The sequence below is a fragment of the Candidatus Avelusimicrobium sp. genome, from assembly GCF_050873505.1.
Taxonomy (GTDB): domain Bacteria; phylum Elusimicrobiota; class Elusimicrobia; order Elusimicrobiales; family Elusimicrobiaceae; genus Avelusimicrobium.
This window is the reverse complement of sequence record NZ_JBNMIY010000003.1, coordinates 24,625-50,083: the sequence shown is the minus strand read 5'-3', so window position 1 is coordinate 50,083 and position 25,459 is coordinate 24,625. Positions and strand designations below refer to the sequence as shown.

Below are 25,459 nucleotides of genomic sequence, written 5' to 3'. Positions count from 1 at the left end.
CGCGGTTTTTGCCTTTCAGCGTTCCTCGCTTCAAACAAAAACATCGCTCCGCCTTTCAAGTCTGGACGCACACCAAGCAGTTGGTGTGCTTGGGCGCAAAAAAGCCCACGCTTGCGCGTAGGCTTTTGAATACTGCGCCCACCAGGACTTGAACCTGGAACCCACCGATTATGAGTCGGTTGCTCTAACCGATTGAGCTATAGGCGCTAAATCTATTTTTTATTATAACAAATTAAAGCGCCGGGCGGGATAATAAGAAAAAATTGCACCGTTTTATTAAAATGTGCTAAAATATTTATGTTAATCCGGGATGGTGTAATGGTAACACGGATGCCTCTGGAGCATTAATTCTAGGTTCGAGTCCTAGTCCCGGAACCAGATTTTTAAACCGCCTTTTTTAAGGCGGTTATTTTTTTGTTCCGGGAGAGCGGGCAAACTGCTTTGCCCGCGTTAGGACGAGAAAGCCGCAGCGATGTATGAGTTTTGCCGTTAGGCAAAGGCGAATACCGCGAGGCGGGGCCGCGAGCCGCGCGCGTCAGCAAGCGGACTTGTGGCCGAGTTTCCACCGGAACCAGATTTTTAAACCGCCTTTTTTAAGGCGGTTATTTTTTTCTCTTTTTTACTCTAAATGTTGCGGTTGTAAAATGGAAAGCACCAACATTGCTTGGCGGTAATCAGCCTTTTCCTCATCCGTCAATTTCTTGTTTTCGGCCAGTTCCTGCGCGGGCGTTTTGCCGTCCGGCCCGGCAAGGTCCGGGTTGGCCTTGGCGCGAAGCAACACCTTTATCACGTCCGCCGTATTGTTTTGGGCCGCCAGCAACAGCGCCGTTTCGCCCGCTTTATCCTGCAAATTAACATGCGAAGCGTTTTTGACCAGTTCCTCTACCACCGCCACAGACTCGTTATATTGCGCCGCGTTCATTAGTGCGGTACGACCTTCGTTATCCGTAATGTACGCATCCGCACCCGCCGCCATTAAATTGCGCACGGCTTGCGGGTCCTTGGCGTGGCGCGCCGCATAAAACAGCGCGGTTTGCCCGGCCAAATCCCGTTCGTTTACATCATCACTGCGTTTGATTAAGCGCGCGGTTTCCTTAGTTAATTGCTCCTCGTGTTCCAGCGCCTGCATTAATTTGGTGGCGCCGCGTTCGTCGGTTTCCTCGCCGTGGTAACGGTAATACAACCCGCCGCTAATCAGCGCACCAATCACTAAAATTAATAAAATTGTGTTCCGTTTCATAAAATCCTCCGTTGATTATTGTATCATTATTACCCCCTCCAATTTGCTAAAATATAGGTAATATAAAATACAGAGGTTTTACAGATGTCAACCGAACATACGCAACAGCATAACAATTCGCTGGACGAAATCATCGCCCGGCGCTATGCGGAAGTAGAAGAAATCCGCCAACTGGGTGTAACCCCTTACCCCAACCGCTGTGAAAAACAGATTTCCTGCCAGCAAGCCAAGGACTCCCCCGAAGGGGCCGAAGCCGTTACCGCCGGCAGATTAATGCAACTGCGCTTAATGGGCAAGGCCGCCTTTGCGCACCTGCGCGACTTTTCGGGCCGCGTGCAACTCTACATCGCCAAAGACAACTTGGGCGACGAAGCCTACGCGTTCTTTAAAAAGCATATTGCGGTGGGTGATTTTGTGTCCGTAACCGGGCACGTGTTTGTTACCAAAACGGGCGAAAAAACCATTAAAGTAACCAAACTTACGCTCCTTTCCAAGGCTATCCGCCCGATGCCGGAAAAATACCACGGCTTGCAGGATACCGAAGTCCGCTTCCGCAAACGCCACTTGGATTTAATCGCCAATGAGGACGTAAAAGAAATTTTTATTAAACGCGCTAAAATCATTTCGTCTATCCGCAAAACCTTGGACGAAAAGGGCTTTTTGGAAGTAGATACCCCGATTTTGAACCCCGATTCCGGCGGCGCGATTGCCCGCCCGTTTGAAACGTACCACAACGCCTTAAAGATGCCGCTTTTTATGCGCATTGCGTTGGAACTGTACCACAAACGCTTAATCATCGGCGGTATGGATAAGATTTACGAAATCGGCCATATGTTCCGCAACGAGGGTATTGATACGACCCACAACCCCGAATTTACGATGATGGAACTCTATCAGGCGTATGGGGACGTAAACACGATGGCGGATTTGTTTGACGAAATTTTGGGCAACGCCGCCAAGGCTATCGGTGCGGAGACGATTCATTTCCGCGGCTATGACGTGGATTTAAGACCGCCCTTTAAACGCCTCTATATCCCGGTGGCGTGGAAGGAAAAATTCGGCCACGATATTCACGAAGTATTAAACGGCCGCCACTTTAACCGTGCCAAACTGGAAGAAGTCGCCCGCGAACAAGGCGTAAAATTCGGTCCCAACGACAGCGATTCCTCCATTTTTGACGAACTGTTTGAAGGCAAATTGTTGGCCGACTACCACAACCCGGTTATTGCTATGGAATACCCCACGGCGGTAAGCCCGTTCTCCAAGACCAAACCGGGCGACCCGGAACTGGTGGAACGCTTTGAGGTGTTTGTAAACGGGCAAGAACTCGGTAACGCTTACACCGAGTTGAACGACCCGGCGGACCAGTTGCAGCGCTTGAAAGACCAAGCCGCCGCCAAGGCCGTAGCCAAAGGCGAAGACGCCAACAACGCCGATATTTTGGATGCCGACTACATTGAAGCAATGGAAAGCGGTATGCCGCCCACCGGCGGTATGGGTATTGGTATTGACCGTATCATTATGATGCTTACCGGCCAAGACTCTATCCGCGAGATTATCTTGTTCCCCACGCTTAAAAAGTTGGACGAAAACGAGAACGAGAAAAAAGAAGAAGAAAAGAAATAAAGTTGTTTTGTATGTTAAACTCCCCGCGCCAAGAACACAAGCGCGGGGAGTTTTTTTATTAAGGCAAGGTGTACTGTTGCCAACCTCGTCCGTCCCTTACGTATTTGGCACTTTCAATATTTTCACAAAAGGTGCCTGCGGTAATATTGGATGTACCGTTGCGGGCTTCCACGCAAAGCATTTCTGTTGTTGCTAACCGATAAATAAACCCATTGCACTTATACTGTCCCGCCGTCCACACCGCAGCTATGGAACCCGTTGAATCGGTGCTTCTATCATTATTTAGCACAACATAAAAATCCTTCCCCTGGCGGATAGAATCCGCTCCGGCAGTAATTAAATTACAGGTATTGCCGATCCCGGCCGAAACGGCTGGGGCCGCCAAAGGCAAATCCACGTCCAACTCGCCAAACGAAGCCGCAATATGCCCATTAGCCATAACATATACCTCTTGCGCTTTGGCAATCGTGGCAATGACCGTTTTTAGTTGCGAATTTCTGCTTTTCTGCACCGCTTTATTGTATTGCGGCAAGGCCACCGCCGCCAAAATGCCAATGATGAGCACGACTACCAAGAGTTCAATAAGGGTAAAACCTGCAGGTGCCGTGCGGACAGGTATTATGGTGTCGTCATTCCCGAGTGTTGTAGTCGGGAATCTGTTGTTGCGAAACGACGAGATTCCGTACAGAAACCTTACGGAATGACGTCTGTTTGGGGTGGCCGCACGGCTAACATCAATAAATCCTTTCATTTTTTCTCCTCGTTAAGGCCTTTATATTTGAGCAAAACGGCCTTTTATACGCGTTTTTATACAGCGGATACATCCGGGTACACCAAGTGCGATTTATCAAAATTTTAACAAAAAAAAAAACGAAACAACCCCTTTACAGAGAACGGGCAAAACGGCAACGACAGATCCCCGACAGAAACACTCGGGGATGACAACAAGACTGCACAGCAAAATAAGTATGTCGTCCTGAACTCGTTTCAGGACCTACCGCTTGGGTAGTTGGTGGTTGTCGTCATTCCCGAAAGTTGTAGTCGGGAATCTGTTTTTGTCATTGTTGTTCTCTTACAAAACAACAGATCCCGGATAAAAACACTCCGGGATGACGGCACGCTGCGCGCCGCCACTTGTCCGCGACCCTTTAATTAATAAAGCCACACTGTTTTTGCAATGTTGCAAACAGACGAAAAGGCAACCGCAAATGTTCCGCCCCACAGGGTCATAGCCCCATTTTCCCAAAGGGCCCTTTAAATAAGGTAAAATACAACTATGAAATTTGAACGTTTTATCGCCGTGCGCTACTTAACACGCCGCCAAGGGCTCTTCGCCTTTATCACCACGCTTATCGGCGTGGCAGGCGTAAGCGTGGGGGTGGCCGCACTCATCACCACTTTATCCGTTATGAACGGCTTTCAAACCGATATCAAAGACAAAGTCATCGGCGCGCAAAGCCATATCCTTATCTTTGGCCGTATGAGCAAAGAAACCTATCAAAAGAAAATTGCCGCCTTGGAAAAATTGCCCTTGGTAGAGGCCGCCGCTCCGCACATTTACGGGCAGGGCATTATTACCTATGCCGGGCAAAGTGTGGGCTTAATCGTCCGCGGGTTGGACCCGGAACAGGAAAAAAAGATTAATAACTTGGCGGACTCGCTGGTGGACGGCTCCTTTACGCCCGATTGGGGCGAAGGTGCCCCGCCCCCCTTGGTGCTGGGCACGGAACTGGCCGCCAATTTGGGGGCCGACATCGGCGACGACGTCGTACTCATTTCCCCCCAATCTATTTCCACTTCGGCGGGGATGTTCCCCAAAATGAAGAAATTCCGCATTAGCGGCCTGTTGCGCACCGGGTATTACGAGTTTGACAATACCATCGCTTACACCACGCTAGGCCACGCCAGCGATTTCTTTGGGCTCAAACAGGGCACCACCGGCCTAGCCGTGCGCCTGCACAATATTAACGATGCCGAAAAAGCCGCCGAGCAAATCCGCCCCGTGGTGGGGTATGGCTACTCCGTCAAAACCTTCGCCCAGTTAAACAGCACGCTTTACGCCGCCTTAAAACTGGAAAAAGCAATGATGTTTATCATTTTATTTTTGATTATCGGCGTGGCCTCGCTTAATATTGCGGGCAACCTCATTTTGCTGGGCACCGAAAAACTGCGCGATATTGGCATTATGCGTGCAATGGGCGCAAGCCCCCAACTCATCCGCAAAGTATTTATGTGGGAAGCAATGGTTATTGCCACGCTGGGCATTGTACTGGGGCTGCTTTTGGCGTGCCTGCTTTGCTGGATTATTGCCACCTTTAATATTGTGGAACTCCCCGGAGACATTTACTATTTAACCAAGGTCCCCGTGCGGATGCAATTATGGGACATTGTAGCCGTGGTGGGCGGCAGTTATTTAATTTGCTTCGTGGCGGGTTTGTACCCGGCGGTAAAGGCTTCGCGCGTACACCCCACGGACGCGATACGGTACGGATGACATGATTACGCTTGAACATTTAACTAAAATTTACGGACAAGGCGACGAAGAGGACCTCTGCGTATTGGAGGATGTGTCGCTTACCATTAAACGCGGCAAATTTACCGTTCTATTAGGGCCCAGCGGTTCGGGCAAAAGCACGCTTTTAAACTTAATTGCTATGCTAGACAAGCCAACCTCGGGCAAGATTTTTGTGGACGGCGAAGAAATCACCGCGCTTAAAAGCGAAGCCGCCCGCTCGACCTTGCGCCTTAAAAAAATGGGGTTTGTCTTTCAGTTTGACGGGTTACTGCCCGAATTTTCCCTCTTGGAAAATGTGGATATGCCCGCCTTAATGCGCGGCAAGCCGGACCCGAAAAAGGCCCAAGCACTTTTGGAAAATTTGGGTTTAGGCGCTATCAGCCACAAACTGCCCGCGGACTTGTCGGGCGGCGAAAAACAGCGCGCCAGTATTGCGCGCGCGCTTCGCAACGAGCCCGCCCTTTTGCTGGCGGACGAACCCACCGGCAACCTGGATGCGGCCCGCAAGGAACAGGTCTTCCAAGATTTTGCCAAAATGAGTAAGGATAAAGGCCTTACTATTTTAATGGTTACGCACGACGTCCGCGCCGCCGACTATGCGGACGAAGTCTATACTTTAACCAACCGCAAATTGGTAAAAACCAAATAGGAGCGTTATGGAACTGATTGAAACGCGCACAGGGCTAACGATTATTTTTATTTTGGCGCTGGCTTTATTTTTTCTGCGCCAATACGCCCATAATCCCTTTAAGCAAACCCTGCAAAAGGCTTCCCAGGGCGACCCGGAAGCCCAATACCAAATGGGCCTAATGTATTACCAAGGCAAAAAGGTAATTCAAGACTACCGCCAAGCCTTTAATTGGTTTGATACGGCGGCAAAAAACGGCCATACGCGCGCGATGACGGCGCTGGCGGGGTTGTATAACGCCGGGCACGGCTGCCCGCAAAATTTGGGCAAAACCTTTCAATGGTATAAAGCCGCCGCGGAAGCGGGCGATTTTGAGGGGCGCGTAAACTGGGCTATTTGCTATCTGCACGGTATCGGCACGCAAAAGGACGAAAAAAAAGGTTTTGAATTAATGAAGGCCGCAGCCGAGGACAAAAGTCCCTTGGCCCAAACCTTAGTAGGCGATTTGTACGAGCGCGGCGTAGGAGTGGAAAAGGACCCGAGCCAAGCCCTGCACTATTATTTAATGGCCGTACAACAAGGGGAACCGCTGGCTAAAAAGAAATTAGCCGCTATGGAAAAACTCCCCTTAAAACGCGACCCGATGTAATTTTGGCTTAATGCAAAACGGCCCCGCGCAAACAATGCGCGGGGCCTTTTTTACTGTCCCAAAAACTTACAGGGCAATTTTTAACTTACGCGCCAAGGCACGCAAAATATCCTTGGTTTTGGCTTCCGCCCCTAGGGCCTTTAAGCCAAAGAACACGAACTCCTGCGCTTTGACCGTGTCCGGCTCAAAGCCGAAGATTTCCGCGTAGTTTAAAAATTCCACCAGTTTGAGCGCACAGGCTTTATCGGCCGGGTTGCGCGCAAACGAAAACGCCAAGAAGGTCAACTTTTCGGTTACCGCATCCCGCACCGGGCCGCGCGAAACGTCCAACCCCAGGGTTTTTACGTCTTCCATTAATTCCTCTACCGCGTTTACATTTACATTGGCGGCGCGGAACTCGGCCTTTAAATCGGCCGACAGCACAAACTCCGCCACGCGCAAAAACGGCTTGGGAATCGGCGCGCCAATGAGTTGCAGGCCGCGCACTACCGGATATTGGCGTTCAAACACTTCGGTAAATTTGGCGTCCATTTGCTCATCCATTTTACGCAAAACGAGGTCCACCACCTTGCGCCGGACATCCTGGAACATAGAAATAAGCGGATAGGTTTTTTCAAACGATTGGCGGATAAATTCAGCGCACTCGTCGTACTTTCCGTCTTTAAACAACCGCTCCATTTGGGCAAAAACCGCGTTGCGGTCCATTTTGCCCGCTTCGCCCGCCGCGCAGACAAACTCCGCCGAACCGCGCTGAAAAACGGCAAAGTGCATTTTGCGCTCCAACAGCGTCGTGCGGGATTTAAGCGTAATATCCCCGTAGGACAAGTGAACTCCGGGCACCGACAAACGGATAGGCGTATAATTTAACACATCGCACTCGTAGGCGCGCTTGGGGTTCGCCGTTTCGTCCGCCAAGGCAGACACCACAAATTCCAATGCAATTTTTTCAATCGGCATTGCCTGCGGTTTTACATACCGCTCATACACCACGCGTCCGTTTTTAAGTTCCTTTAAATTACTAGGCGCCAATGCCAATTTATCCATAAAGGCCGGCTCCAAATCCACGCCCGTAATCACACGGTTAAGTTCAATGGCGCGCGCGGCATACTGCATAATCTGCACGGTTTCAATGCCGCTAATTTCGTCAAAGAACCATCCGCAACTGGTGTACATCAGCATTGCATTGCGCTGCATTTCAAGCAGCATTAATGCCGTCGGGCGGTCCCGCCACGCCTTTTCCATGGCGTACTTTAAGAAAAAGCGGTGCTGGGCATCCAAGGAGCGGTCCAAAATCAAATCAATATAATCATTACGCGCAGCCCACGGGTCTTTAAAATACTGAGCACCCACAGTTTCAAAGGTTTTTACCATTTCGTCGCGCACATAGTCCAAAGCGTCGCGAAGCGGCCCGCGCCATTTCTGGTTCCAGCCGGGCTTCATCCCCGAATTGCACCCGCAGTCTGCGCGCCAGCGTTCCACGCCGTGGAAGCAACTCCACGAGGTATTTTCCACAATTTGCGCCTCGTACTGCGGCGGATATTTTTCCAAAAACTCTCCGTAAACCGTCAGTTCCACGCCCGGCGTTTCCTCCACCTTTTTAAGGCAGTAGGCAAGGGCCATTTCGGCAAATTTCTGGTGATGCCCATACGTTTCGCCGTCGGTGGCGATGTGCATTAACTGCGCTTCGTCCCCGGCGTTATAAGTGCCCAATAAGCGGGCGGCAAATTTTTCGCCCGAAGATAAGGTATCCGAAAACGCAATTCCCTGCGACACGGGCCCGTCATAAAAGAACAGCGCAATGCTTTTTCCGCTGGGCAAATTACAGCGGTATGCCCGCTTGGGATCCACGCGGGAGCCGACTTCCTGCCATTTGCTTTCGCCGATTTTGCGCACGCGGGCACATTGTCCGGGGGCCAAAATAACAAACTTCATCCCCTCGGCGGCCAAAACTTCCAAGGTTTCGGTATTGCAGGCCGTTTCCGCCAGCCAAATAGCCTCGGGCTTGCGGCCAAAGCGTTTTTCAAAATCCACAATGCCCCAGCGCACCTGGGTTACTTTGTCGTGTGCGTTGGCAAGCGGCAAAATCATATGGTTATACACTTGGGCAATCGCACTGCCGTGCCCGCCAAAGCGTTTGCGGCTGATACGGTCGGCCTCCTGCACCGCCTGATACACCTGCGGTTCTTCCTTTTCCATCCAAGAGAGCAAGGTCGGCCCGAAGTTAAAACTAATGCGGGAATAATTGTTGGTTAAATCTATTAAATCTTTATTGCCGTCCAGCACGCGCGCCAAGGCGTTCGGCGCGTAGCACTCCGCGCAAATGCGGCTGTTCCAATCGTGGTACGGGGCGGCGCTGTCCTGAATTTCTATTTCTTCCAGCCACGCGTTTTCGCGCGGCGGCTGGTAAAAGTGTCCGTGTATGCAAAGATATTTCATATATATATTTTAGCCAAAATATACATTTTTTGCTCCGACCGACGAGAAAAGCCCTTGACTACGGCGAAAGAAAGGCTATACTATAATTAACCCGTCCTACAACGGGCCACTACAAGAGGGGCTTATGAAAAAAACATTCATACTAGATACCAATGTGCTTCTGCACGATGTAAACTGCCTGCACGCCTTTGAGGATAACGACATTATTATCCCTATGGCCGTCATTGAAGAGTTGGACGCCTTTAAAAGCGAGGGCGACACCCGCGGCAAAAACGCGCGTATGGTGTCCCGCACGCTGGATGAAATGCGCGCCCACGGGCGGCTGAACGAAGGCGTAAAACTGGACAAGGGCGGAATCCTCAAAATTGAGTTGGATAAACCCAACATTTTGCCGCAGTCCTTGGCGTTTAACAAGGCGGATAACTCCATTTTAAACATTGCCTATACGTTAAGCAAAAAGGAAGGCGCTTACCGCAAGAACGCCGCACCCGTAATTGTGGTAACCAAGGATATCAATATGCGCCTGAAAGCCGAAGCCTTGGGCCTGGCGTCGCAGGACTACACGTCCGACAAAGTAAATGTGGACGAACTTTATACGGGCGTAGCGGAACTGGAAGTTCCGGCGGAACAGATTGACGCGTTCTACCGCGATAAAAAACTCCCGGTGGACCCGACGGTTTATTATCCTAACGAGTTTATTATTTTAAAAGCGTCCGACGGGAGCAAGAAATCCGCTATCGGGCGCGTGGCCAACAGCGGGGAATTTGTACTGCGCCCGCTTTCCGCCCAGGAACCGACGGCTTGGGGCATTAAGCCGCTAAACAAAGAACAGCGCTTTGCAATGGAACTGTTGTTAGACGACAGTTTGGACATTGTAACCCTCGTCGGTACGGCGGGCACGGGTAAAACGCTTATCACGCTGGCCACGGGCTTACAGCGCACAATGGACGAAAACGCCTACCGCCGCTTGGTGGTGTGCCGCTCTATCGTCCCGGTCGGCAAGGACATCGGCTTCTTACCCGGCACCAAGGAGGAAAAACTGGAAGCGTGGATGGGCGCCATTTACGATAACCTCGCTTTCTTGGCGGACCGCCGCAACCCGGACGAGGGCGAAGAAAAAGCCCATTACCTGTTGGACAGCGGAAAGATTGAAATTGCCTCCGTTACGCATATGCGCGGCCGCTCGCTCCCGGGCCAGTATATGATTGTGGACGACGCCCAGAACCTGACGCCGCACGAGATGAAGACCATTTTAACCCGCGCGGGCGAAGGTACCAAGGTTGTGGTTACGGGCGACCCGTACCAAATTGATACGCCGTACTTGGATGTGGAATCCAACGGGCTTACCTATTTGGTGGACCGCTTGAAAGGCCAAAAGAGCCACGGGCACATTACGTTTACCAAGACGGAACGCAGCCACCTGGCGGATTTGGCTTCCAAATTGCTTTAAGGCTGTCAGAAGTGAAAAACCCCCGGCCAAAAACCGGGGGTTTTTATGGCACCATTATATGGAACGCCCCGGGCTTTTATATTACCCGGGGCGTTTTTAAATCAACTTGCTATTAGTGCAGACCGCACTTGCAAATGTGGTCCTTTTTATAAAGTTCCAAACTTTGCGCTTCCTGCGGGCGGTACTCGGCGGTGCGGCGGATGAGTTCGTCAAAATCAATGGTTTTAGACGGGAACATCGGCCCTTCCACACACGCAAAGCGCACCTTGCCCTCTACGGTTACGCGGCAACAGCCGCACATCCCCGTGCCGTCCAACATAATCGGGTTCAGGCTGGCGTGCGGGTTCATATCCAGTTTATCCATTAAGCGAGAGGTAAACTTCATCATCGGAATCGGCCCGATAATAAAGCCTGCGTTAATTTTTTCGCCCTCGTCGTGCAATTTTTGGATAGCGTCGGTAACCATACCTTTCATACCGAAGGAGCCGTCGTCCGTGGTGCTGACGGTTTTATCACACAAGGCGCTCATTTCTTTTTCCAAGATAAGCAAATCCTTGGTACGCGCGCCCAACACGGCAATTACGCGGTTGCCAGCCTCTTTAAACGCGCGCGCAATGGGATACACCTCGGCAATACCCACCCCGCCGCCTACAACGGCTACGGTACCGTAATTTTTGATTTCCACGGGCGTACCCAGCGGGCCGGCCACGTTCAAAAACTTATCGCCTTGGTTTAAGGAGTTAAACAAACTCGTCGTCTTGCCGATGGCTTGGATAATCACGGTAATAGTTCCCTTTTCTTTATCCCAATCTACGAGCGTAACCGGCACGCGTTCGCCACCCTCGCGCCCGCGCAAAATGACGAACTGCCCTGCCTTGGCGGCCTTGGCAATCAGCGGTTTATAGATGACGAACTTCGCCACCACGTCGCTTAAATTTTCTTTAATTAAAATGGTATTTTCTTCCATACTATTTCCCCTCCAAGTAGGCGTTAATGCGTTTGGCGGCCTCAATGCCGTCCTTCATCGCCAAGAGTACCGTGGCGCCGCCGCGGATAATATCGCCCCCGGCATATACGCCCGGCATAGTGGTTTTGCCCTCTTCGTCCAACACCAAAACGCCGCGCTCCGTGGTTTTAAGTTCCGGCGTGGTTTTGGCGATAATCGGGTTCGGCTTTTGTCCGATAGCCACAATAATCGTATCCACAGGCATTACAAACTCCGAGCCCGGGATTTCCACCGGCCGGCGGCGGCCTCTGGCGTCGGGTTCGCCCAACTGGTTGCGGGTGCATTTAAGGCCCGTTACGCGGCCTTTTTCATCCGCTAACACCTCTTTGGGGGTTACCAAATATTCAAACTGAACGCCCTCTTCCTTGGCGTGTTCCACCTCGGCCGCGCGCGCAGGCATTTCGGCCGCGCTTCTGCGGTAAGCAATGGTAACCGTATCCGGGCCCAGGCGCATTGCACAGCGGGCCGCGTCCATTGCGCTGTTCCCGCCGCCCAACACCACGACGTGTTTGCCCACTTGGATAGGCGTATCCGTTTGCGGGAATTTAAACGCCTGCATTAAGTTAATGCGGGTTAAAAATTCATTTGCGCTATATACGCCCACGGCGTTTTCGCCGGGGATACCCGTCAGTGTCGGCAGACCCGCGCCGCTACCCACATATACGGCATCAAAATCTTTAAGCAAGTCAGCAATTTTTTCAGTCGCGCCCACGAGCACGTCCGTTACAAATTTAACACCCATAGATTTAACGGTTTCAATTTCGTGGTCAATCACTTCGCGCGGCAAGCGGAAGGACGGAATTCCGTAGCGGAGCACCCCGCCAAAGGCGTGCAACGCTTCAAAAACGGTTACGTCGTGCCCGGCGCGCGCCAATTCCGCCGCGGCCGCGATAGAGGACGGGCCCGAACCGATACAAGCCACCTTTTTGCCCGTCGGCTTGGCCGTTTGCGGGGCCTTTAATAACCCCTCGTTGCGGGCGGTATCGGCGGTGTAGCGTTCCAACATACCGATATTCACCGAGCCAAAGCGTTCCTTTAAAATGCAGTTGCCCTCGCAATGTTTTTCCTGCGGGCAGACGCGTCCACAAATGGCGGGCAAGAGGCTTGTTTCCATAATTTTGCTGGCGGCTTCACCCACTTTTCCGTCCTTTAACAGGGCGATAAAGTCCGGGATTTGCACCCCCACCGGGCAGTTGGCCTGACAGCGGGCATTTTTGCAATGCAGGCAGCGGTTGGCCTCGGCCTGGGCTTCTTCTTTGGTAAAAATTTGGGCCACTTCTTCAAAGTTGCGTTTGCGCACTTCGGGGGCCAGTTGTTTCCCGTTTTGACGGGGAGCGGACGGATTTGGCATAGTTACCTCCAACTAATTAAAAATAGGTCTGACAAAAACTAAATTTACGGCTATACTATGTATAGGAATTGCAGTTCCTACTAATTGTTGTACAATATATATAACATTATAGCAAAGCAAAAGGAGGGGGAAGTTATGTGCCATAAATGCGAATGTGCCGGAGCGGGGATTGCCGCTTTCTTGCTGGGTGCGCTGGTAGGCGCCGCCGCCGGAGTGTTGCTAGCGCCGGCCAAGGGTGAAGTTACCCGCCGCAAACTTAAACGCTGGGCGGACGATACCTACGAAGAACAAAAGGAATATGTGTTGGAACACGCGGGCGAACTGAAAGAAAAAATTAAAGACCGCGCAGAAGATTTCCGCCACAAATTTTCCGACCGTGCCGAAGAAGCACGCGAAAAACTGGAAGAAGGCAAAAACAAAGTGGTAAAAGAATTTAACCGCCGCAAAGACGAAATTGCCGCCAAGTTCAAAAAAGACGAAGAGTAATTTTGAACCGATAAAAATCCCCAGAGCAAAACTCCGGGGATTTTTTGTCTTGAATAGTTATTATTCGGTAAAACACATACCATTTACCATATTACCTGATAAACAGGTACCACTTGTTTGATAAAAGCCAATCCCCTTGCACTCGCCATTGCCCTTATCACCACATCTTAATCCCGTTTCCCGGCAGTAAGAAATTTCATAATAAAAGGAAGGCGAATTTAAGCGAGTGGCTCTCACCGCGTGCGAAGTTCCGTTGGGACACCAACCTCCGTATAACATATAATTGAAATTTTTCGTACTTAACGAACTAGTATTACCCCCACCAGATTCCCCAGTAAAAGTAATATCTAATTGATCAAAAGTCATACCATCAATACTAGCCCCGGCTAAACGGGCAATATCCACGGCATCGTACATAGCCTTCACATTAGCGCGGGCTTCGCTTGCGCGGCTTTTTTCCACCGCTCTGGTATATTGCGGCAGTGCAACGGCAGACAAAATACCGATAATAAGAACGACGACTAATAATTCTATTAGTGTAAAACCTGAGGGTGCCGGGCGGACAACATTACTAAATCCTTTCATTTTTTCTCCTTGTTAAGGCCTTTATATTTGAGCAAAACGGCCTTTTATACACGTTTTTATACGGCGGGCACATCCGGGTACATCTACTGCAATTTATTAAAATTTTAACAAAAAAACGACGGAAAAGCAACGACAGATCCCGGATAAAAACCTTCCGGGATGACGGCAAGAAACCCAACAAAATAAGGTCGTCGTCCTGAACTGGTGACCCGCAGGGTTTTCAGAATCTACCGATTGTGTCGCTAGTCGTTGCCGTCATCCTGGAAAGTCGTAGTCCAGGATCTGTCGTTACTCTAAAAGTGGAAAACAACAGATACAGGAACACTCCGCGCCGCCAAACCTTCCAGTATGACCTTTTAGATAACAGCCACTACCCAAGCAGTAGATCCTGAAACAAGTTCAGGATGACCTCCTTTTTCAGAAAGTCGTCATTTCCTAATTTAGCCGGCGTGGAACCGCGCGGGAATCTGTTATTCGTAGTTGTTTTGTCCTTACAAAACACAGCCCTCATATAAAAATTGTACGGGGACTGAGAAAATAACAAACTTTTTTATTTTCCAAAGGTACTGCGGGCCATATCAAAGGCTTCCTTGTAGTCCATCGGTTCCGGGCCCATAAAAACTTTGCTGATAAACATTTCGTGGTTGGAAACGGCGTGAATAATCTCGTCCATTAAAAAACCCTTATCCACTTCGCGCTCAATCGCGTCAATCACGGACGAAGCATCCTTGGGAGCCAAAATATCCTCAATACCGCAATGCAACATTTTGATTACGCTCGCATCCTCGTAGCGAAGCCGCCCCTTAAACAGCGGGAAACTTACCACACAACCCTTGTAATTAAGCCGCTTTTTAAGAAGCCCCTTAATCATTTTATCCGACAGCATCGCCTGGTTGTCGTTATCAATATTGGGGAACGTCATATCCGAGGGCATAATGGCATCTGCGCGGCGGAAGATATGTTTATAAGGTACAAATTCGGCATCTTCCATTTGCGCCAAGGTCTTTAAAACCCCGGAAACCCCGGGGAAATATTTTACGCAGTTTAAGGCTCCGCCGTTGGAAAGCCCCGCGATAAAATCGCCCGCCAAATGGGTAACCGTCAGCGGCACATCGGCAAACGCCGGGGAAGCATACCCCAAATCCACCACCGGGGCCAGTACCCAATCAATCCCCAAACTGCGCGCCATACGCGCCAAGAGGTTCCCCTTGCGGTATGCGCCGTCCTGCGGCGAGGGAAAACGGTTCAACGAACCATTAGGCGGCAGGGCGGGGGCATCGGTAATAATTTCATTTAATTCCTCGTCAATGTCCGCACAAAAGAGCAAATGGTCGTAGGGTGAAACGTCGCGCATACGCCGCGTAAAGTCGTAGGCTTCCCGCGCGGTCGCCCCGTAGAGGCAAAAGCCCCCCACGCCGCGGCGCGCCAATTCTTCGGCTTGTTTTAAGTCGCTTTCTCCAAACCAAAAACCGGGAAAAACAATACGGGCGGGTTTCACAAAAGACTCCTAATCAAAGTACGGACGGAACCAGCGCATCTTCGGTCTGCGAAGGAGCCACCAACGCGCCGTCCGACGGAATCGGGTCCGGCGTGAGTTTGGGGTCCGGCAGCACCTCGGGCTTATGCGGCGTTTTGAGCCATTGAATAAGCGACGGGCGCAAATATTTGTCCAACATTTCGTGCGACGTTAAATCATACGCGGTTAAAAAGGTTACTTTTCCTTCGCCCGCGCTTAAAAACGATACATTGCGGATCACACTGGCTTCCAAAAACATTTTTTTGTCGGCCGCACCCGCGGCAATCAGCACATCACCCTTATATAACCGCATCGCAGGTATGGAAAGAACGTCGCGGTTATTCGTAGTCGGGCTGATGAGGGCCAAGGCGGACACGTCCGGCCAGAAACTTGCGCTTTTAGCCGCCACATTGGCGCCAAGGCCTGTGCCCAACAGCACCGTTTCCGTAGGGGTAACGCCTTTCTTCTGCAAAAATTTCATCGCGGCGTCCACGTCGCGGGTCATTTTATTAAATTGGTTATCCACCCCTTCCTTGGCAAAGGTTTTGGCTTCGCCGCCGCCCGTGCTTTGGCCGTAGCCGCGCAAATCCAACGCCAAATAGCCGAACCCCGCGCGGGCCAGGTCGGCCTTAAAAGAGGAAAAATCTTCTTTCTTTTTATTTAAATCGTGCAGCAAGACAACGGTTTTATCCTGCGAAGAAGCAGGACGGTACACGGCGGAAAGCGCCCAACCGTCCTGCGTGGACAAAGAAACCGTCTTTTCTTCCGTTTCCGCTCCGAAAAGCGGCGTTAAAGAACACGCCAGCACCAAGGCCGGCGCGGCAATTTTAAGTAAACGGACAAACATTTAGCGGTCCAGCACCTCTTCGGGTTTAAACCAAAGCGCAATTTCCTTTTCCGCATCTTCCGGCGAGCCGGAGGCGTGTACGCAGTTCTGCATTACATCGCCGATAAAGCGGCCGAAACTGCCGCGGATCGTCCACGGGGCGGCCTTTTCGGGGTTCGTGCTGCCGATTTCCTGGCGGACTTTGGCAATAGCGTTTTCGCCCTGGAAAACGAAGGCGTAAATTTTATGGTTCGGCACATTGTTAAATTCACCCATCATATATTGGATAACTTCTTCCAAGAAGGGTTTGCCTTCCAAATTTTTGTAGTGCGCGCGGGCCAATTCTTCCGTAAGCGAAACTACTTTGGCCCCGGTCATTTGCAGGCCGAGGTGATCAAGGCGGTCCAAGATAAGACCGCTAATGCGTTTTTCAATAGCATCAGGTTTAATTAGAACAAGCGTTCTTTCCATATATCTCATATTCACATTATACCAAGATTAAAACGCCTGTCAACTTTTTTGCGCGCGCAAAGGATTTTGCCCAATACAAGGGCACATTAGGTATAATAGATAATAACGGAGAAAAGATCTATGGTCCAAGATAAACCTATTAAATTCGGCGTTATCGGCGCCGGCAAAATCGGAACTTTCCACACCCGCACCCTTGCTAAAATGAAAGGGGTTACGCTGGTGGGCGTGTGCGACCCGGACGTAATGCGCGCGCAAAAACTCGCGTGGGCGCACAACTGCACCCCTTACACGAAGCCCGAGGAACTCGTCGGGCAAGTGGACGCCGTCATTGTGGCGGCTCCTACGCAGTTACACCACCAAATCGGTATGTACTTTTTGGAACACGGCGTGCATACGCTTGTAGAAAAACCGATTGCGGTAACAATGGAAGAAGCGCGCGACTTAATCCAAGCCGCCAAACGCCACCACCTGGTTTTACAGGTTGGACACGTGGAACGCTTTAACCCCGCCGTAGTGGAAGCCGTAAAATACATCAAAGACCCGCGCTTTATCACCATTACCCGCCAAGGACCGTACGACGGGCGTATGGCCAACATTAGCGTAGTGCTGGACCTGATGATTCACGATATTGATTTACTCTATACCATTGTCCCCAGCGAGGTTGTTCACGTGGACGCAGTGGGGCTTAGCGTATTTTCTCCGCACGAGGACATCGCCAACGTCCGCCTGCACTTTGCCAACGGTGCCGTGGCCGATGTAACCGCCAGCCGCGCCAGTTTTGAACGCGCCCGCTTTATGCACCTCTTCCAGCCAAGCGGATATGTGTCTGTGGACTTTATGAACGCCCGCGTAAAAACTTACAGCAAGGACAAACCCGTCATTAATAATATGAACGATTTGACGGTCAATTACCCCAAGGTGGAAAAGCAGTTGCCCATTACCGCCGAAATTTTACACTTTATTGACTGCATCAAAACGGCCCGAACGCCTGCCCCCAGCGGCGAAAAGGGCACCAAAGCCCTAGAACTGGCGTTGCAAATTTGCGAAAAAATGAACCGTTTTGATATTCCGAAAACGGGCCACCTGCATACGCCCAAACCGTTGCAGGCCATCAGCACCGTTGCCCGCGCCGCCCAAGCCGTATTGGACGAAACCTTGGGCCAATTTAAAGGAGACGAAAAATAATGTCCACCATTACCCCCATTTCTAAAAATATTCTCATCGTGGCGGGGGATGTATCCGGCGATATCCACGCCGCCGCCTTGGTGCGCGCTTTAAAAGAAGCCGACCCCGATGTGCGCGTTACGGCGATTGGGGGCAAACAATTAGCGTCCGCCAGCGATACCTTTATGTTTGATTTGGCCAGCCAAGGCGCAAGCGGATTTATTGAACCGCTTAAAAAAATGCCGCTTTGGATTAAACTTTTAAACCAAATCCGCGACTATATGGAAACGCAAAACCCGGTGGCGCTTATCGTAGTGGACTTTTACGGCTTTAACCACCAAGTATTGGGTATGGCCAAGCACCGCAACATCCCGGCCTACTATTATGTAACGCCGCAGGTATGGGCCAGCCGCCAATACCGCGCCAAACAACTGGCGAACCTGACGAAAAAAATGTTCGTCATTTACCCCTTTGAGCCGGAATTTCACAAACAATTTGGCGGAAACGCCGTATTTTTGGGCAATCCCTTGTTAGACTATTTGCCCGCCCCCAAGGACAAAAATTTCAACGTAACCGACCATAAAAACCACGCCTGGAAACTGGGTATGCTGCCCGGCAGCCGTATGGGCGAAATCAAGCGCTTAACGCCTGTTTTCTACCAAACCTTTAAACAAGTGTTAAAGGAATTCCCCCATACGCAGGCGTATATGTTTTTATTGCCGGACGCCGACGAAAAGGTGTTCTTGGATTTAATCGGTGAAAAACCGCACGACAATTTCCATTTTGTAAAAGACAACCATTACGCCAAACGCTCGGAAATGGACTTTTTGCTGGCCTGCTCCGGCACCGCCACCTTGGAAAACGCTTTGCTCGGTATTCCTATGGTAGTGGCGTACAAACTCTTCTGGCCGACGTACGAAATTGCCAAACGCGTGATTAAAGTGCCGTATATTTCGCTCGTCAACCTGCTTGCGCGCCGCGCACTGGTCAAGGAACTCATCCAGCAGGACGCCACGCCCAACTCTTTGGCGGCGGAAACAATGGCAATGTTCCAAAACCCGGCCAAACTGACCGCAATGCGCGAGGACTTGCTCAAACTGCGCGCGTCTTTGGGCGAACCCGGCGTAGCCAAACGTGCCGCGGCGGAAATTTTAAACGATTTAAAACACGAGTAACCTTATGCAAAACGCTCCCGATTTACCGGCCTTGCTCCGTAAGTTTAAAGAATACAACCCCAATCAAGACACTTCCTTGATTGAAAAGGCGTATCACTTTGCCGAAAAGGCACACGAAAAGCAAAAGCGCGAAAGCGGCGAGCCGTATTTTACGCATTGTTGCCACGTCGCCAATATTCTAATGGATTTTAACTTGGACGCCGACACCATTTGTGCAGGGCTCCTGCACGACACGGTAGAGGATACCTCCGTAACCTTGGACGACCTGCGCCGGGAGTTCAACCCGGAAATCGCCCATATGGTGCAAGGCGTAACCAAAATAAGCGACTTAAAATTTTCCTCCACCGACGAGGAAACCGTAGAAAACTGGCGCAAAATGCTCATCGCCGTGGCCGAGGATGTGCGCGTTATTTTAATCAAACTCGCGGACCGCACCCACAATATGCGCACGCTTGATTTTATGCCGCCGGACCGCCAGCAGTTTAAGGCTTATGAAACCATTTCACTCTATGCCCCGCTGGCCCAGCGGTTGGGGATGTTCACCATTAAAACGGATTTAGAGGACTTGTCCTTTAAATATCTCCACCCGCAGGAATATGCCGACATTAAAGCACAAGTGGAAGCCCGCACCGCCGACCGTCAGGCCGCGCTGGAAGCCTTTAAAAAGCAATTGGAACCTGCCCTCAAAGCCGACAATTTGGACTTCCGTATTTTGGCCCGTGCCAAGAACTACTATTCCATTTACCGCAAAATGCAAAAGCACCATTGTACCTTTGCCGAAATTCAGGACTCCTTGGGCGTGCGCATTATTACCAAAACCTTGCAGGACTGCTACCGCGCCCTAGGCTTGGTGCACAGCGTTTTTAAACCGATTGCGGGCACGTTTACCGATTACATCGCCACGCCAAAGGCCAATATGTACCAAAGTATCCACACGACGGTTTTGTCCCCCACGGGTGATATTATTGAAATTCAAATCCGCACCGAGGAAATGCACCGCACCTGCGAATACGGTATCGCGGCGCATTGGCGCTACAAAATGGGCAACGTAAAGCCCGACAAAAACTTTGACGAAAAGATTAACTGGATCCGCCGCTGGATTGAGTGGCAACAGGATTTAACCGCCCCGCGCGAATTTTTGGAAGGGTTCAAAACGGACGTAAACTTACAGCAAATCTTTGTGTTTACGCCGCGCGCGGACGTAAAATCCCTGCCGGAGGGCTCCACGCCCATTGATTTCGCCTACGCGATTCATACCGACATTGGCGACCACTATGTAGGCGCCAAGGTAAATAACCGTATGGTGCGTATGGACTACGCCTTTAAAACGGGCGATGTGTGCGAAATTATCACGCGCAAGAACGGCGCGCCCAAGCGCGATTGGCTGGAATTTGCCAAAACCGCCGGGGCCCGCAGCCACATCAAACGTTACCTGCGCAGCAAAGGGGTGGAACTGTGAACGAGGTAAAAACCTGCCCGCATTGCCACAACGCGGTGGACGAAAAGGACAATTACTGCCGCTTTTGCGGGCGCAGTTTAAAGCCCGGGCGCGGATTTTTTTATTCCCACTCCGGGATAATTCTGGCAGCCCTTGTATTGGGACCGTTTGCCCTGCCGCTGGTGTGGCTTTCCAAAATCATCTCCACACCCGCCAAATGGATATACACCTTGCTGCTCCTACTTGTGGGCGTATATTTGGCGGTGGCCTTTTACCACGCGTTCCTGTTAATGCAAGACGCCACGCAACTATTACTTAACGGCGGACTGCCAACCTTATAATATTCCCTCTCTGGTGTGCCTATATTTTTGTACAATATAGAGTACCCTTTTAATTAAACAAGGAGAAATAAATGACAGACAATGAAGTAAAGCATAACGTTACCAAACACGGTCAACCGAAAGCGCTGTATATGTTGTTTATGGTTGAAATGTGGGAACGTTTTAACTACTATGGAATGAGAGCTCTTCTGTCGCTCTTTATGATTAGTACCGTAATTGGATTTACCAAAGCGACTTCCAGCAAAATTTACGGTATGTTTACGGCCCTGGTGTATTTAACCCCCATTTTGGGCGGATACCTGGCGGATCGTTATATCGGCAAACGCCACTCTATTACCATTGGTGCTATTTTAATGGCTATGGGTCAATTTACGCTGGCGTCTTATGAACTCATTAACCCGGTTCTTGCACTGGGCACGGGTTTAACGCTGATTATTATCGGAAACGGTTTCTTTAAACCGAACATCTCCTCTATTGTGGGTGAACTGTACGAACCCAACGACGTCAGAAGAGACGGTGGTTTTACCATTTTCTATATGGGCATTAACGTAGGTGCGTTCTTTGCGCCGTTCATCTGCGGTTTCTTGGGCGAACCTACCGACCCGTTTAACGCGTTGGAAGCCTATAAATGGAAATACGGTTTTATGGCTGCCGGTATCGGTATGGTCATCGGCCTTATTTGGTATTTGGTTTCCCAAAACAAATACTTGGGCCACATCGGCTTGCACCCCGTAACTAAAAACATCCAAGACGAAGACCCCGAAGAAAAAGCCAAGGCCGAAGCCGCCCAAAAGCCTCTTACGCAGGACGAGTGGGACAGAATCAAAGCGATTTTCACCTTTGTATTCTTCGCTATTTTCTTCTTTGCGTTCTTTGAACAGGCCGGGACTTCCTTGAACTTCTTTGCCAAAGAAGCCACCAACCTGCACCCGGTGTTGCCGTTCATTGGGGAAATTACGCTTAAAGCGTCTTATTTCCAGGCTGTGAACCCCATTTTCGTGGTGCTCTTGGCCCCGATTTACGCCAAACTGTGGCTTAAAATGGGAACGAAAGACCCCTCTATTCCGTGCAAATTCGGCTGGGGTTTGTTCCTGCAAGGTATCGGCTTTGCCGCTATTGCGGTAGGCGCGTCCTTGTACCAAGCCAACGGTCCGGTCAGCGCGATTTGGCTGATTTTGGTCTATATGTTCTGCACGATGGGCGAACTGTGCTTGTCCCCGGTGGGGCTTTCTATGGTAAGCAAACTCGCGCCGCTTAAATTTATGTCCCTGTTTATGGGCGTATGGTTGACGGCCAGTTTCTTTGGTAACCTGCTTGCCGGCTGGCTGGCCAGTTACTACGAATCGTGGAGCCTTTCCACCTTGTTCTCCGTTCCGGCGGTCTTGTCTGCCTTGTTCGGTGTAATTATGTGGATTATGACGGGCAAAATCAAAAAATGGATGCACGGCGTGCATTAATCTTTGATTACGATATCAACCCCCCGCTCTTTTGGGCGGGGGTTTTTTATGCCATACTGGCGACAGTTCGCAAACGGCTACGGCAAAATATAATCTTTGGACCACTCGCTAACCCGCACGCCCCCCATTGCCTTACACAAGCGGTGCGCCCGTTCTGTTCCGTCATAGGCCACGCACTCCCGTTGCCCCGCCGGTTTCCCATTGTTATTGTTGTCCAACCAAATCCGATAGGCGTTTTGTTCGGTAATAGTTGAGTAACGCGCCCCCATAAATCCCATTACGTTTTGTGCTTGATTTAAAATATCATACCAAGAGTCCTCGCACAATACAATATTATCTCCTGCCGGGAACTGGCACCCCGCCGGACCGCTGATATCAATATCCCCAATTTGAAAATTATAGGTACCGTTTGCCATATAATACACTTCCGTAGCGTCCTTTAAAGCGCGGGTCATAGGGATAATTTTGCTATACCGCGCCTTATCCACTGCCGTTTGGTATTGGGGAACGGCCACCGCCGCCAAAATACCGATAATAAGCACGACGACTAATAGTTCAATAAGTGTAAAACCACGGCTAACTGCGCAAAAATAATTAGCCGTGCGGCCACCCCAAACAGACGTCATTCCGTAAGGTTTCTGTACGGAATCTCGCCGTTTCGCAACAACAGATTCTGGACTACAACTTTCCAGAATGACGCCACTAGCATCAGTGGCCGCACGGCTAATAGTAATAAATCCTTTCATTTTTTCTCCTTGTTAAGGCCTTTATATTTGAGCAAAACGGCCTTTTATACGCATTTTTATACGGCGGATACATCCGGGTACGACCACCGCAATTTATCAAAATTTTAACAAAAAAAAAAACGAAACAACCCCTTTACAGTAAGTCCTGCGGACGGCTTATCTTTTTCCCCCTTTTGACTAATGGAGCCACACTCTTTTTGTAATGTTGCAAACCAACGAAATGGCAACAATAAAAACAATATTTGTTGCCGTCATCCCCGAGGAATTTAGTCGGGGATCCGTCGTGATAAAAAAGGGAACGACAAACAACAGATTCCCGACTACGACACTCGGGAATGACAACAATAACAACAAGATCTCGGATAAAAACCTTCCGGGATGACCCCTTTATTAAAAGCCCGGCACCTTGCGCACCGTACACAAACGCGCCCATAAAAAAGCGGAACGCAAAACCTAAACAAACGTTTTGCGCTCCGCCCGTTATTTAACTAAAACAGCCCCTATTCTTCGGTTTCCGGTTCCTCGGAGGGCTCAATGTGCAAACTGGCCAGAAGCATATCCACCAAGCGGATATCGCTCGGATACTGCACCAATTCGCGCGCCTTTAAAAGAGATACCCAACGGATTGAAATAATCTCGGAAGCATCGTGCTTGCCAATGCGCCCCAGTTTTTTCATCAAATACCATTGGACCATCTTTTTGACGTAATTTCCCTGAAAAGTAAACGCGTACTTCACCCGAATCATTGGCCGGACGATAACGGCCTTATAGCCCGTTTCTTCCAGCACTTCGCGCAGCGCGGCCTGACGTGGCGTTTCCCCTTGTTCAATGTGTCCTTTGGGGAACGTCCAAATCTTTTTGCCTTTCATATTTTTGACTTGGACAAGCAACACCTTCCGCCCGTCCAAAATCACGCCGCCGCACGAAAATTCGGAAACAATCATAATCCCTTCTCTAAGTTATACGCCGCGTTTAAAATCTTTTCTTCCTGCAAAATCGGCCCGTAGAACTGCACGCCGATAGGCAGGCCGTTTTTATCCTTGCCAAACGGCACGCTGATGCCCGCCAAACCGCCGATATTGCCCTGGCAGGTGTACAGATCCGCCAGATACAGAGCCAACGGGTCCTCGTCGTGCGCCCCCAGTTTAAAGGCTGTGGTGGGTGAGGTAGGCGTCAGCAAAATATCCACCTTTTCAAATGCTTTTCTAAAATCTTCGCGGATAAGTTCGCGCACCTTCATCGCCTTTACAAAGCACTCTTCGTAGCGGCCGGAGGTCAGCGCGTAAGTGCCGATAATAATGCGTTTTTTTACTTCCAAGCCGAAGGGTTTGCGGGAACCTTCGTAATAGGCGTTTAAATCTTGGGCTTGTTTATCGGCGTACCCGTAGCGGATACCGTCAAAGCGGCCAAGGTTGGAACTGGCTTCCGCGCTGGTGATAATGTAGTAGCAAGGCGCCGCGTATTTGGCGTGCGGAACTTCCACTTCCACCAATTCCGCGCCCAATTCTTGCAAACGTTTGGCGGCCGCGTCCATTTTTTCTTTAATGTCCGCATTTAACCCGTCCAAAAAGCCTTTGGGCAGGCCCACTTTTACGCCCTTTAAACCGTCCGTAAACAGTTTTTCATACGCGGGGACCTCGGCGTCCAAAGAGGTAGAATCGTGCACGTCTTTGCCGGATAACACTTCCAGCACGCGGGCAGAATCGGCTACCGTTTGGGCCAATACGCCCACTTGGTCGGCGCTGGACGCAAACGCAATAATACCATAGCGAGAAATGCGGCCATAACCAGGCTTAATACCCACGACACCGCAGAAACCCGCCGGTTGGCGCACGGAACCGCCCGTATCGGTACCCAAGGCAACAGGCACCATACCCGCCGCCACCGCCGCGGCAGAACCGCCGGAGGAACCACCGGGCACGCACTCCAAATTCACGGGGTTTTTTACAGGCCCGTACACGGAGGTTTGGTTACTGCTGCCCATAGCAAATTCGTCCATATTGGCGCGGCCGATAATCACGGCGTCGGCGGCCAATAATTTTTCCACCACCGCAGAGGTGTAGGAAGCCACATAATTTTCCAACATTTTGGAACAGCAGGTAGCCTTGTGGCCTTTGTAAAGGATATTATCTTTAATCGCCACGGGCACCCCGGCCAGCGGGCCCAGTTTTTCGCCGCGGGCCTTTTTGGCGTCCACGGCCTTGGCTTGTGCGAGGGCATCCTGCTCAAAAACTTCTACCAAAGCATTAATTTTGGGGTTCAACTCGGCAATTTTCGCCAAGGATTCCCGGGTAATTTGTTCAGCGGTCTTTGCACCCGTTTCAACAGCGTTTACAATTTCCAAAGCGGTCAT

The 25,459-nt window shown here is 50.6% G+C and carries 22 protein-coding genes, 2 tRNA genes and 1 pseudogene; 12 read left to right on the top strand and 13 right to left on the bottom strand.

The genetic code is table 11. The annotated features are described in order from the left end of the window. Window positions 1–133: 133 nt before the first annotated feature. Window positions 134–207, bottom strand: a tRNA-Ile gene (locus ACR0QV_RS02220). 97 nt (window positions 208–304) lie between these two features. Here ACR0QV_RS02220 and ACR0QV_RS02215 point away from each other — a divergent pair. Next, a tRNA-Gln gene (locus tag ACR0QV_RS02215) sits at window positions 305–378 on the top strand. 241 nt (window positions 379–619) lie between these two features. Here ACR0QV_RS02215 and ACR0QV_RS02210 read toward each other — a convergent pair. Continuing rightward, window positions 620–1,240 (bottom strand): ankyrin repeat domain-containing protein, encoded by a 621-nt coding sequence (locus ACR0QV_RS02210; RefSeq protein ID WP_432634356.1) that lies wholly within the window; start codon window positions 1,238–1,240, stop codon window positions 620–622. Between the two features lie 84 nt (window positions 1,241–1,324). Between ACR0QV_RS02210 and lysS the strand changes: the two genes are divergently transcribed. After that, window positions 1,325–2,866 carry a lysine--tRNA ligase gene (gene lysS / locus ACR0QV_RS02205; RefSeq protein WP_432634355.1) on the top strand — a complete coding sequence of 514 codons (1,542 nt, stop codon included), beginning with the start codon at window positions 1,325–1,327 and terminating at the stop codon, window positions 2,864–2,866. Between the two features lie 58 nt (window positions 2,867–2,924). Here lysS and ACR0QV_RS02200 read toward each other — a convergent pair whose 3' ends face one another. Next, on the bottom strand, window positions 2,925–3,617 hold the full coding sequence (locus tag ACR0QV_RS02200; RefSeq protein WP_432634354.1) for a type IV pilin protein: 693 nt from the start codon (window positions 3,615–3,617) through the stop codon (window positions 2,925–2,927). 525 nt (window positions 3,618–4,142) lie between these two features. On the opposite strand from ACR0QV_RS02200, the gene ACR0QV_RS02195 reads away from it, so the two are divergent. Genes ACR0QV_RS02195 through ACR0QV_RS02185 form a run of 3 tightly spaced genes read left to right on the top strand, consistent with a single transcriptional unit; the run spans window position 4,143 to window position 6,658 of the window. Beyond that, on the top strand, window positions 4,143–5,360 hold the full coding sequence (locus tag ACR0QV_RS02195) for an ABC transporter permease (protein ID WP_432634353.1): 1,218 nt from the start codon (window positions 4,143–4,145) through the stop codon (window positions 5,358–5,360). Between the two features lies 1 nt (window position 5,361). Continuing rightward, window positions 5,362–6,030: an ABC transporter ATP-binding protein gene (locus ACR0QV_RS02190; RefSeq protein ID WP_432634352.1), complete on the top strand. Its 669-nt coding sequence runs from the start codon at window positions 5,362–5,364 to the stop codon at window positions 6,028–6,030. Between the two features lie 7 nt (window positions 6,031–6,037). Further along, window positions 6,038–6,658, top strand: coding sequence for a tetratricopeptide repeat protein (locus ACR0QV_RS02185; RefSeq protein WP_432634351.1), 621 nt, complete (start codon window positions 6,038–6,040; stop codon window positions 6,656–6,658). A 66-nt stretch (window positions 6,659–6,724) separates the two neighbouring features. Here ACR0QV_RS02185 and ACR0QV_RS02180 read toward each other — a convergent pair whose 3' ends face one another. Next, on the bottom strand, window positions 6,725–9,094 hold the full coding sequence (locus ACR0QV_RS02180; protein WP_432634350.1) for a DUF3536 domain-containing protein: 2,370 nt from the start codon (window positions 9,092–9,094) through the stop codon (window positions 6,725–6,727). Window positions 9,095–9,218: 124 nt separating this feature from the next. Here ACR0QV_RS02180 and ACR0QV_RS02175 point away from each other — a divergent pair, with 124 nt between their 5' ends. Continuing rightward, window positions 9,219–10,544 carry a PhoH family protein gene (locus ACR0QV_RS02175; protein ID WP_432634349.1) on the top strand — a complete coding sequence of 442 codons (1,326 nt, stop codon included), beginning with the start codon at window positions 9,219–9,221 and terminating at the stop codon, window positions 10,542–10,544. A 112-nt stretch (window positions 10,545–10,656) separates the two neighbouring features. Here ACR0QV_RS02175 and ACR0QV_RS02170 read toward each other — a convergent pair whose 3' ends face one another. Continuing rightward, entirely contained in the window at window positions 10,657–11,511 is an 855-nt protein-coding gene (locus ACR0QV_RS02170; protein ID WP_432634348.1) for a sulfide/dihydroorotate dehydrogenase-like FAD/NAD-binding protein, read from the bottom strand. 1 nt (window position 11,512) lies between these two features. Next, window positions 11,513–12,901 carry an NADPH-dependent glutamate synthase gene (gene gltA / locus ACR0QV_RS02165; protein WP_432634347.1) on the bottom strand — a complete coding sequence of 463 codons (1,389 nt, stop codon included), beginning with the start codon at window positions 12,899–12,901 and terminating at the stop codon, window positions 11,513–11,515. Window positions 12,902–13,036: 135 nt separating this feature from the next. On the opposite strand from gltA, the gene ACR0QV_RS02160 reads away from it, so the two are divergent. Continuing rightward, window positions 13,037–13,387 carry a YtxH domain-containing protein gene (locus tag ACR0QV_RS02160; protein WP_432634346.1) on the top strand — a complete coding sequence of 117 codons (351 nt, stop codon included), beginning with the start codon at window positions 13,037–13,039 and terminating at the stop codon, window positions 13,385–13,387. A 60-nt stretch (window positions 13,388–13,447) separates the two neighbouring features. Here ACR0QV_RS02160 and ACR0QV_RS02155 read toward each other — a convergent pair whose 3' ends face one another. From ACR0QV_RS02155 to ACR0QV_RS02140, 4 genes are all read right to left on the bottom strand, one after another. Then, window positions 13,448–13,972, bottom strand: a complete 525-nt coding sequence (locus tag ACR0QV_RS02155; RefSeq protein WP_432634345.1) for a type IV pilin protein — start codon at window positions 13,970–13,972, stop codon at window positions 13,448–13,450. A 550-nt stretch (window positions 13,973–14,522) separates the two neighbouring features. After that, on the bottom strand, window positions 14,523–15,470 hold the full coding sequence (locus ACR0QV_RS02150; protein ID WP_432634344.1) for a glycoside hydrolase family 3 N-terminal domain-containing protein: 948 nt from the start codon (window positions 15,468–15,470) through the stop codon (window positions 14,523–14,525). A 13-nt stretch (window positions 15,471–15,483) separates the two neighbouring features. Then, entirely contained in the window at window positions 15,484–16,335 is an 852-nt protein-coding gene (locus ACR0QV_RS02145) for an alpha/beta hydrolase (RefSeq protein WP_432634343.1), read from the bottom strand. Continuing rightward, a complete protein-coding gene (locus tag ACR0QV_RS02140) occupies window positions 16,336–16,794 on the bottom strand; it encodes a nucleoside-diphosphate kinase (RefSeq protein WP_087289197.1) in 459 nt (152 codons plus the stop codon). Between the two features lie 111 nt (window positions 16,795–16,905). On the opposite strand from ACR0QV_RS02140, the gene ACR0QV_RS02135 reads away from it, so the two are divergent. From ACR0QV_RS02135 to ACR0QV_RS02115, 5 genes and pseudogenes are all read left to right on the top strand, one after another. Continuing rightward, a complete protein-coding gene (locus ACR0QV_RS02135) occupies window positions 16,906–17,970 on the top strand; it encodes a Gfo/Idh/MocA family oxidoreductase (protein ID WP_428053002.1) in 1,065 nt (354 codons plus the stop codon). Window positions 17,971–17,978: 8 nt separating this feature from the next. Beyond that, window positions 17,979–19,124, top strand: a pseudogene (gene lpxB / locus ACR0QV_RS02130) (lipid-A-disaccharide synthase); the annotation flags it as partial. Window positions 19,125–19,128: 4 nt separating this feature from the next. Further along, the gene (locus ACR0QV_RS02125) at window positions 19,129–20,583 is read left to right on the top strand and encodes a RelA/SpoT family protein (protein WP_428053004.1); all 1,455 of its coding nucleotides are present in this window, start codon (window positions 19,129–19,131) and stop codon (window positions 20,581–20,583) included. Next, window positions 20,580–20,903: a hypothetical protein gene (locus tag ACR0QV_RS02120; RefSeq protein ID WP_432634342.1), complete on the top strand. Its 324-nt coding sequence runs from the start codon at window positions 20,580–20,582 to the stop codon at window positions 20,901–20,903. The genes ACR0QV_RS02125 and ACR0QV_RS02120 overlap by 4 nt, the downstream gene beginning before the upstream one ends. A 71-nt stretch (window positions 20,904–20,974) precedes the next feature. Beyond that, window positions 20,975–22,360 (top strand): peptide MFS transporter, encoded by a 1,386-nt coding sequence (locus ACR0QV_RS02115; RefSeq protein WP_432634341.1) that lies wholly within the window; start codon window positions 20,975–20,977, stop codon window positions 22,358–22,360. 77 nt (window positions 22,361–22,437) lie between these two features. On the opposite strand, the gene ACR0QV_RS02110 is transcribed toward ACR0QV_RS02115, so the two are convergent. The 3 genes from ACR0QV_RS02110 to gatA all read right to left on the bottom strand — a co-directional run bounded on the left by ACR0QV_RS02110 (window position 22,438) and on the right by gatA (window position 25,459). Next, entirely contained in the window at window positions 22,438–23,106 is a 669-nt protein-coding gene (locus tag ACR0QV_RS02110) for a type IV pilin protein (RefSeq protein WP_432634340.1), read from the bottom strand. A gap of 500 nt (window positions 23,107–23,606) precedes the next feature. Beyond that, window positions 23,607–24,050, bottom strand: coding sequence for an NUDIX domain-containing protein (locus ACR0QV_RS02105; RefSeq protein ID WP_177748439.1), 444 nt, complete (start codon window positions 24,048–24,050; stop codon window positions 23,607–23,609). Continuing rightward, window positions 24,047–25,459 carry an Asp-tRNA(Asn)/Glu-tRNA(Gln) amidotransferase subunit GatA gene (gatA, locus tag ACR0QV_RS02100; protein WP_432634485.1) on the bottom strand — a complete coding sequence of 471 codons (1,413 nt, stop codon included), beginning with the start codon at window positions 25,457–25,459 and terminating at the stop codon, window positions 24,047–24,049. The genes ACR0QV_RS02105 and gatA overlap by 4 nt, the downstream gene beginning before the upstream one ends.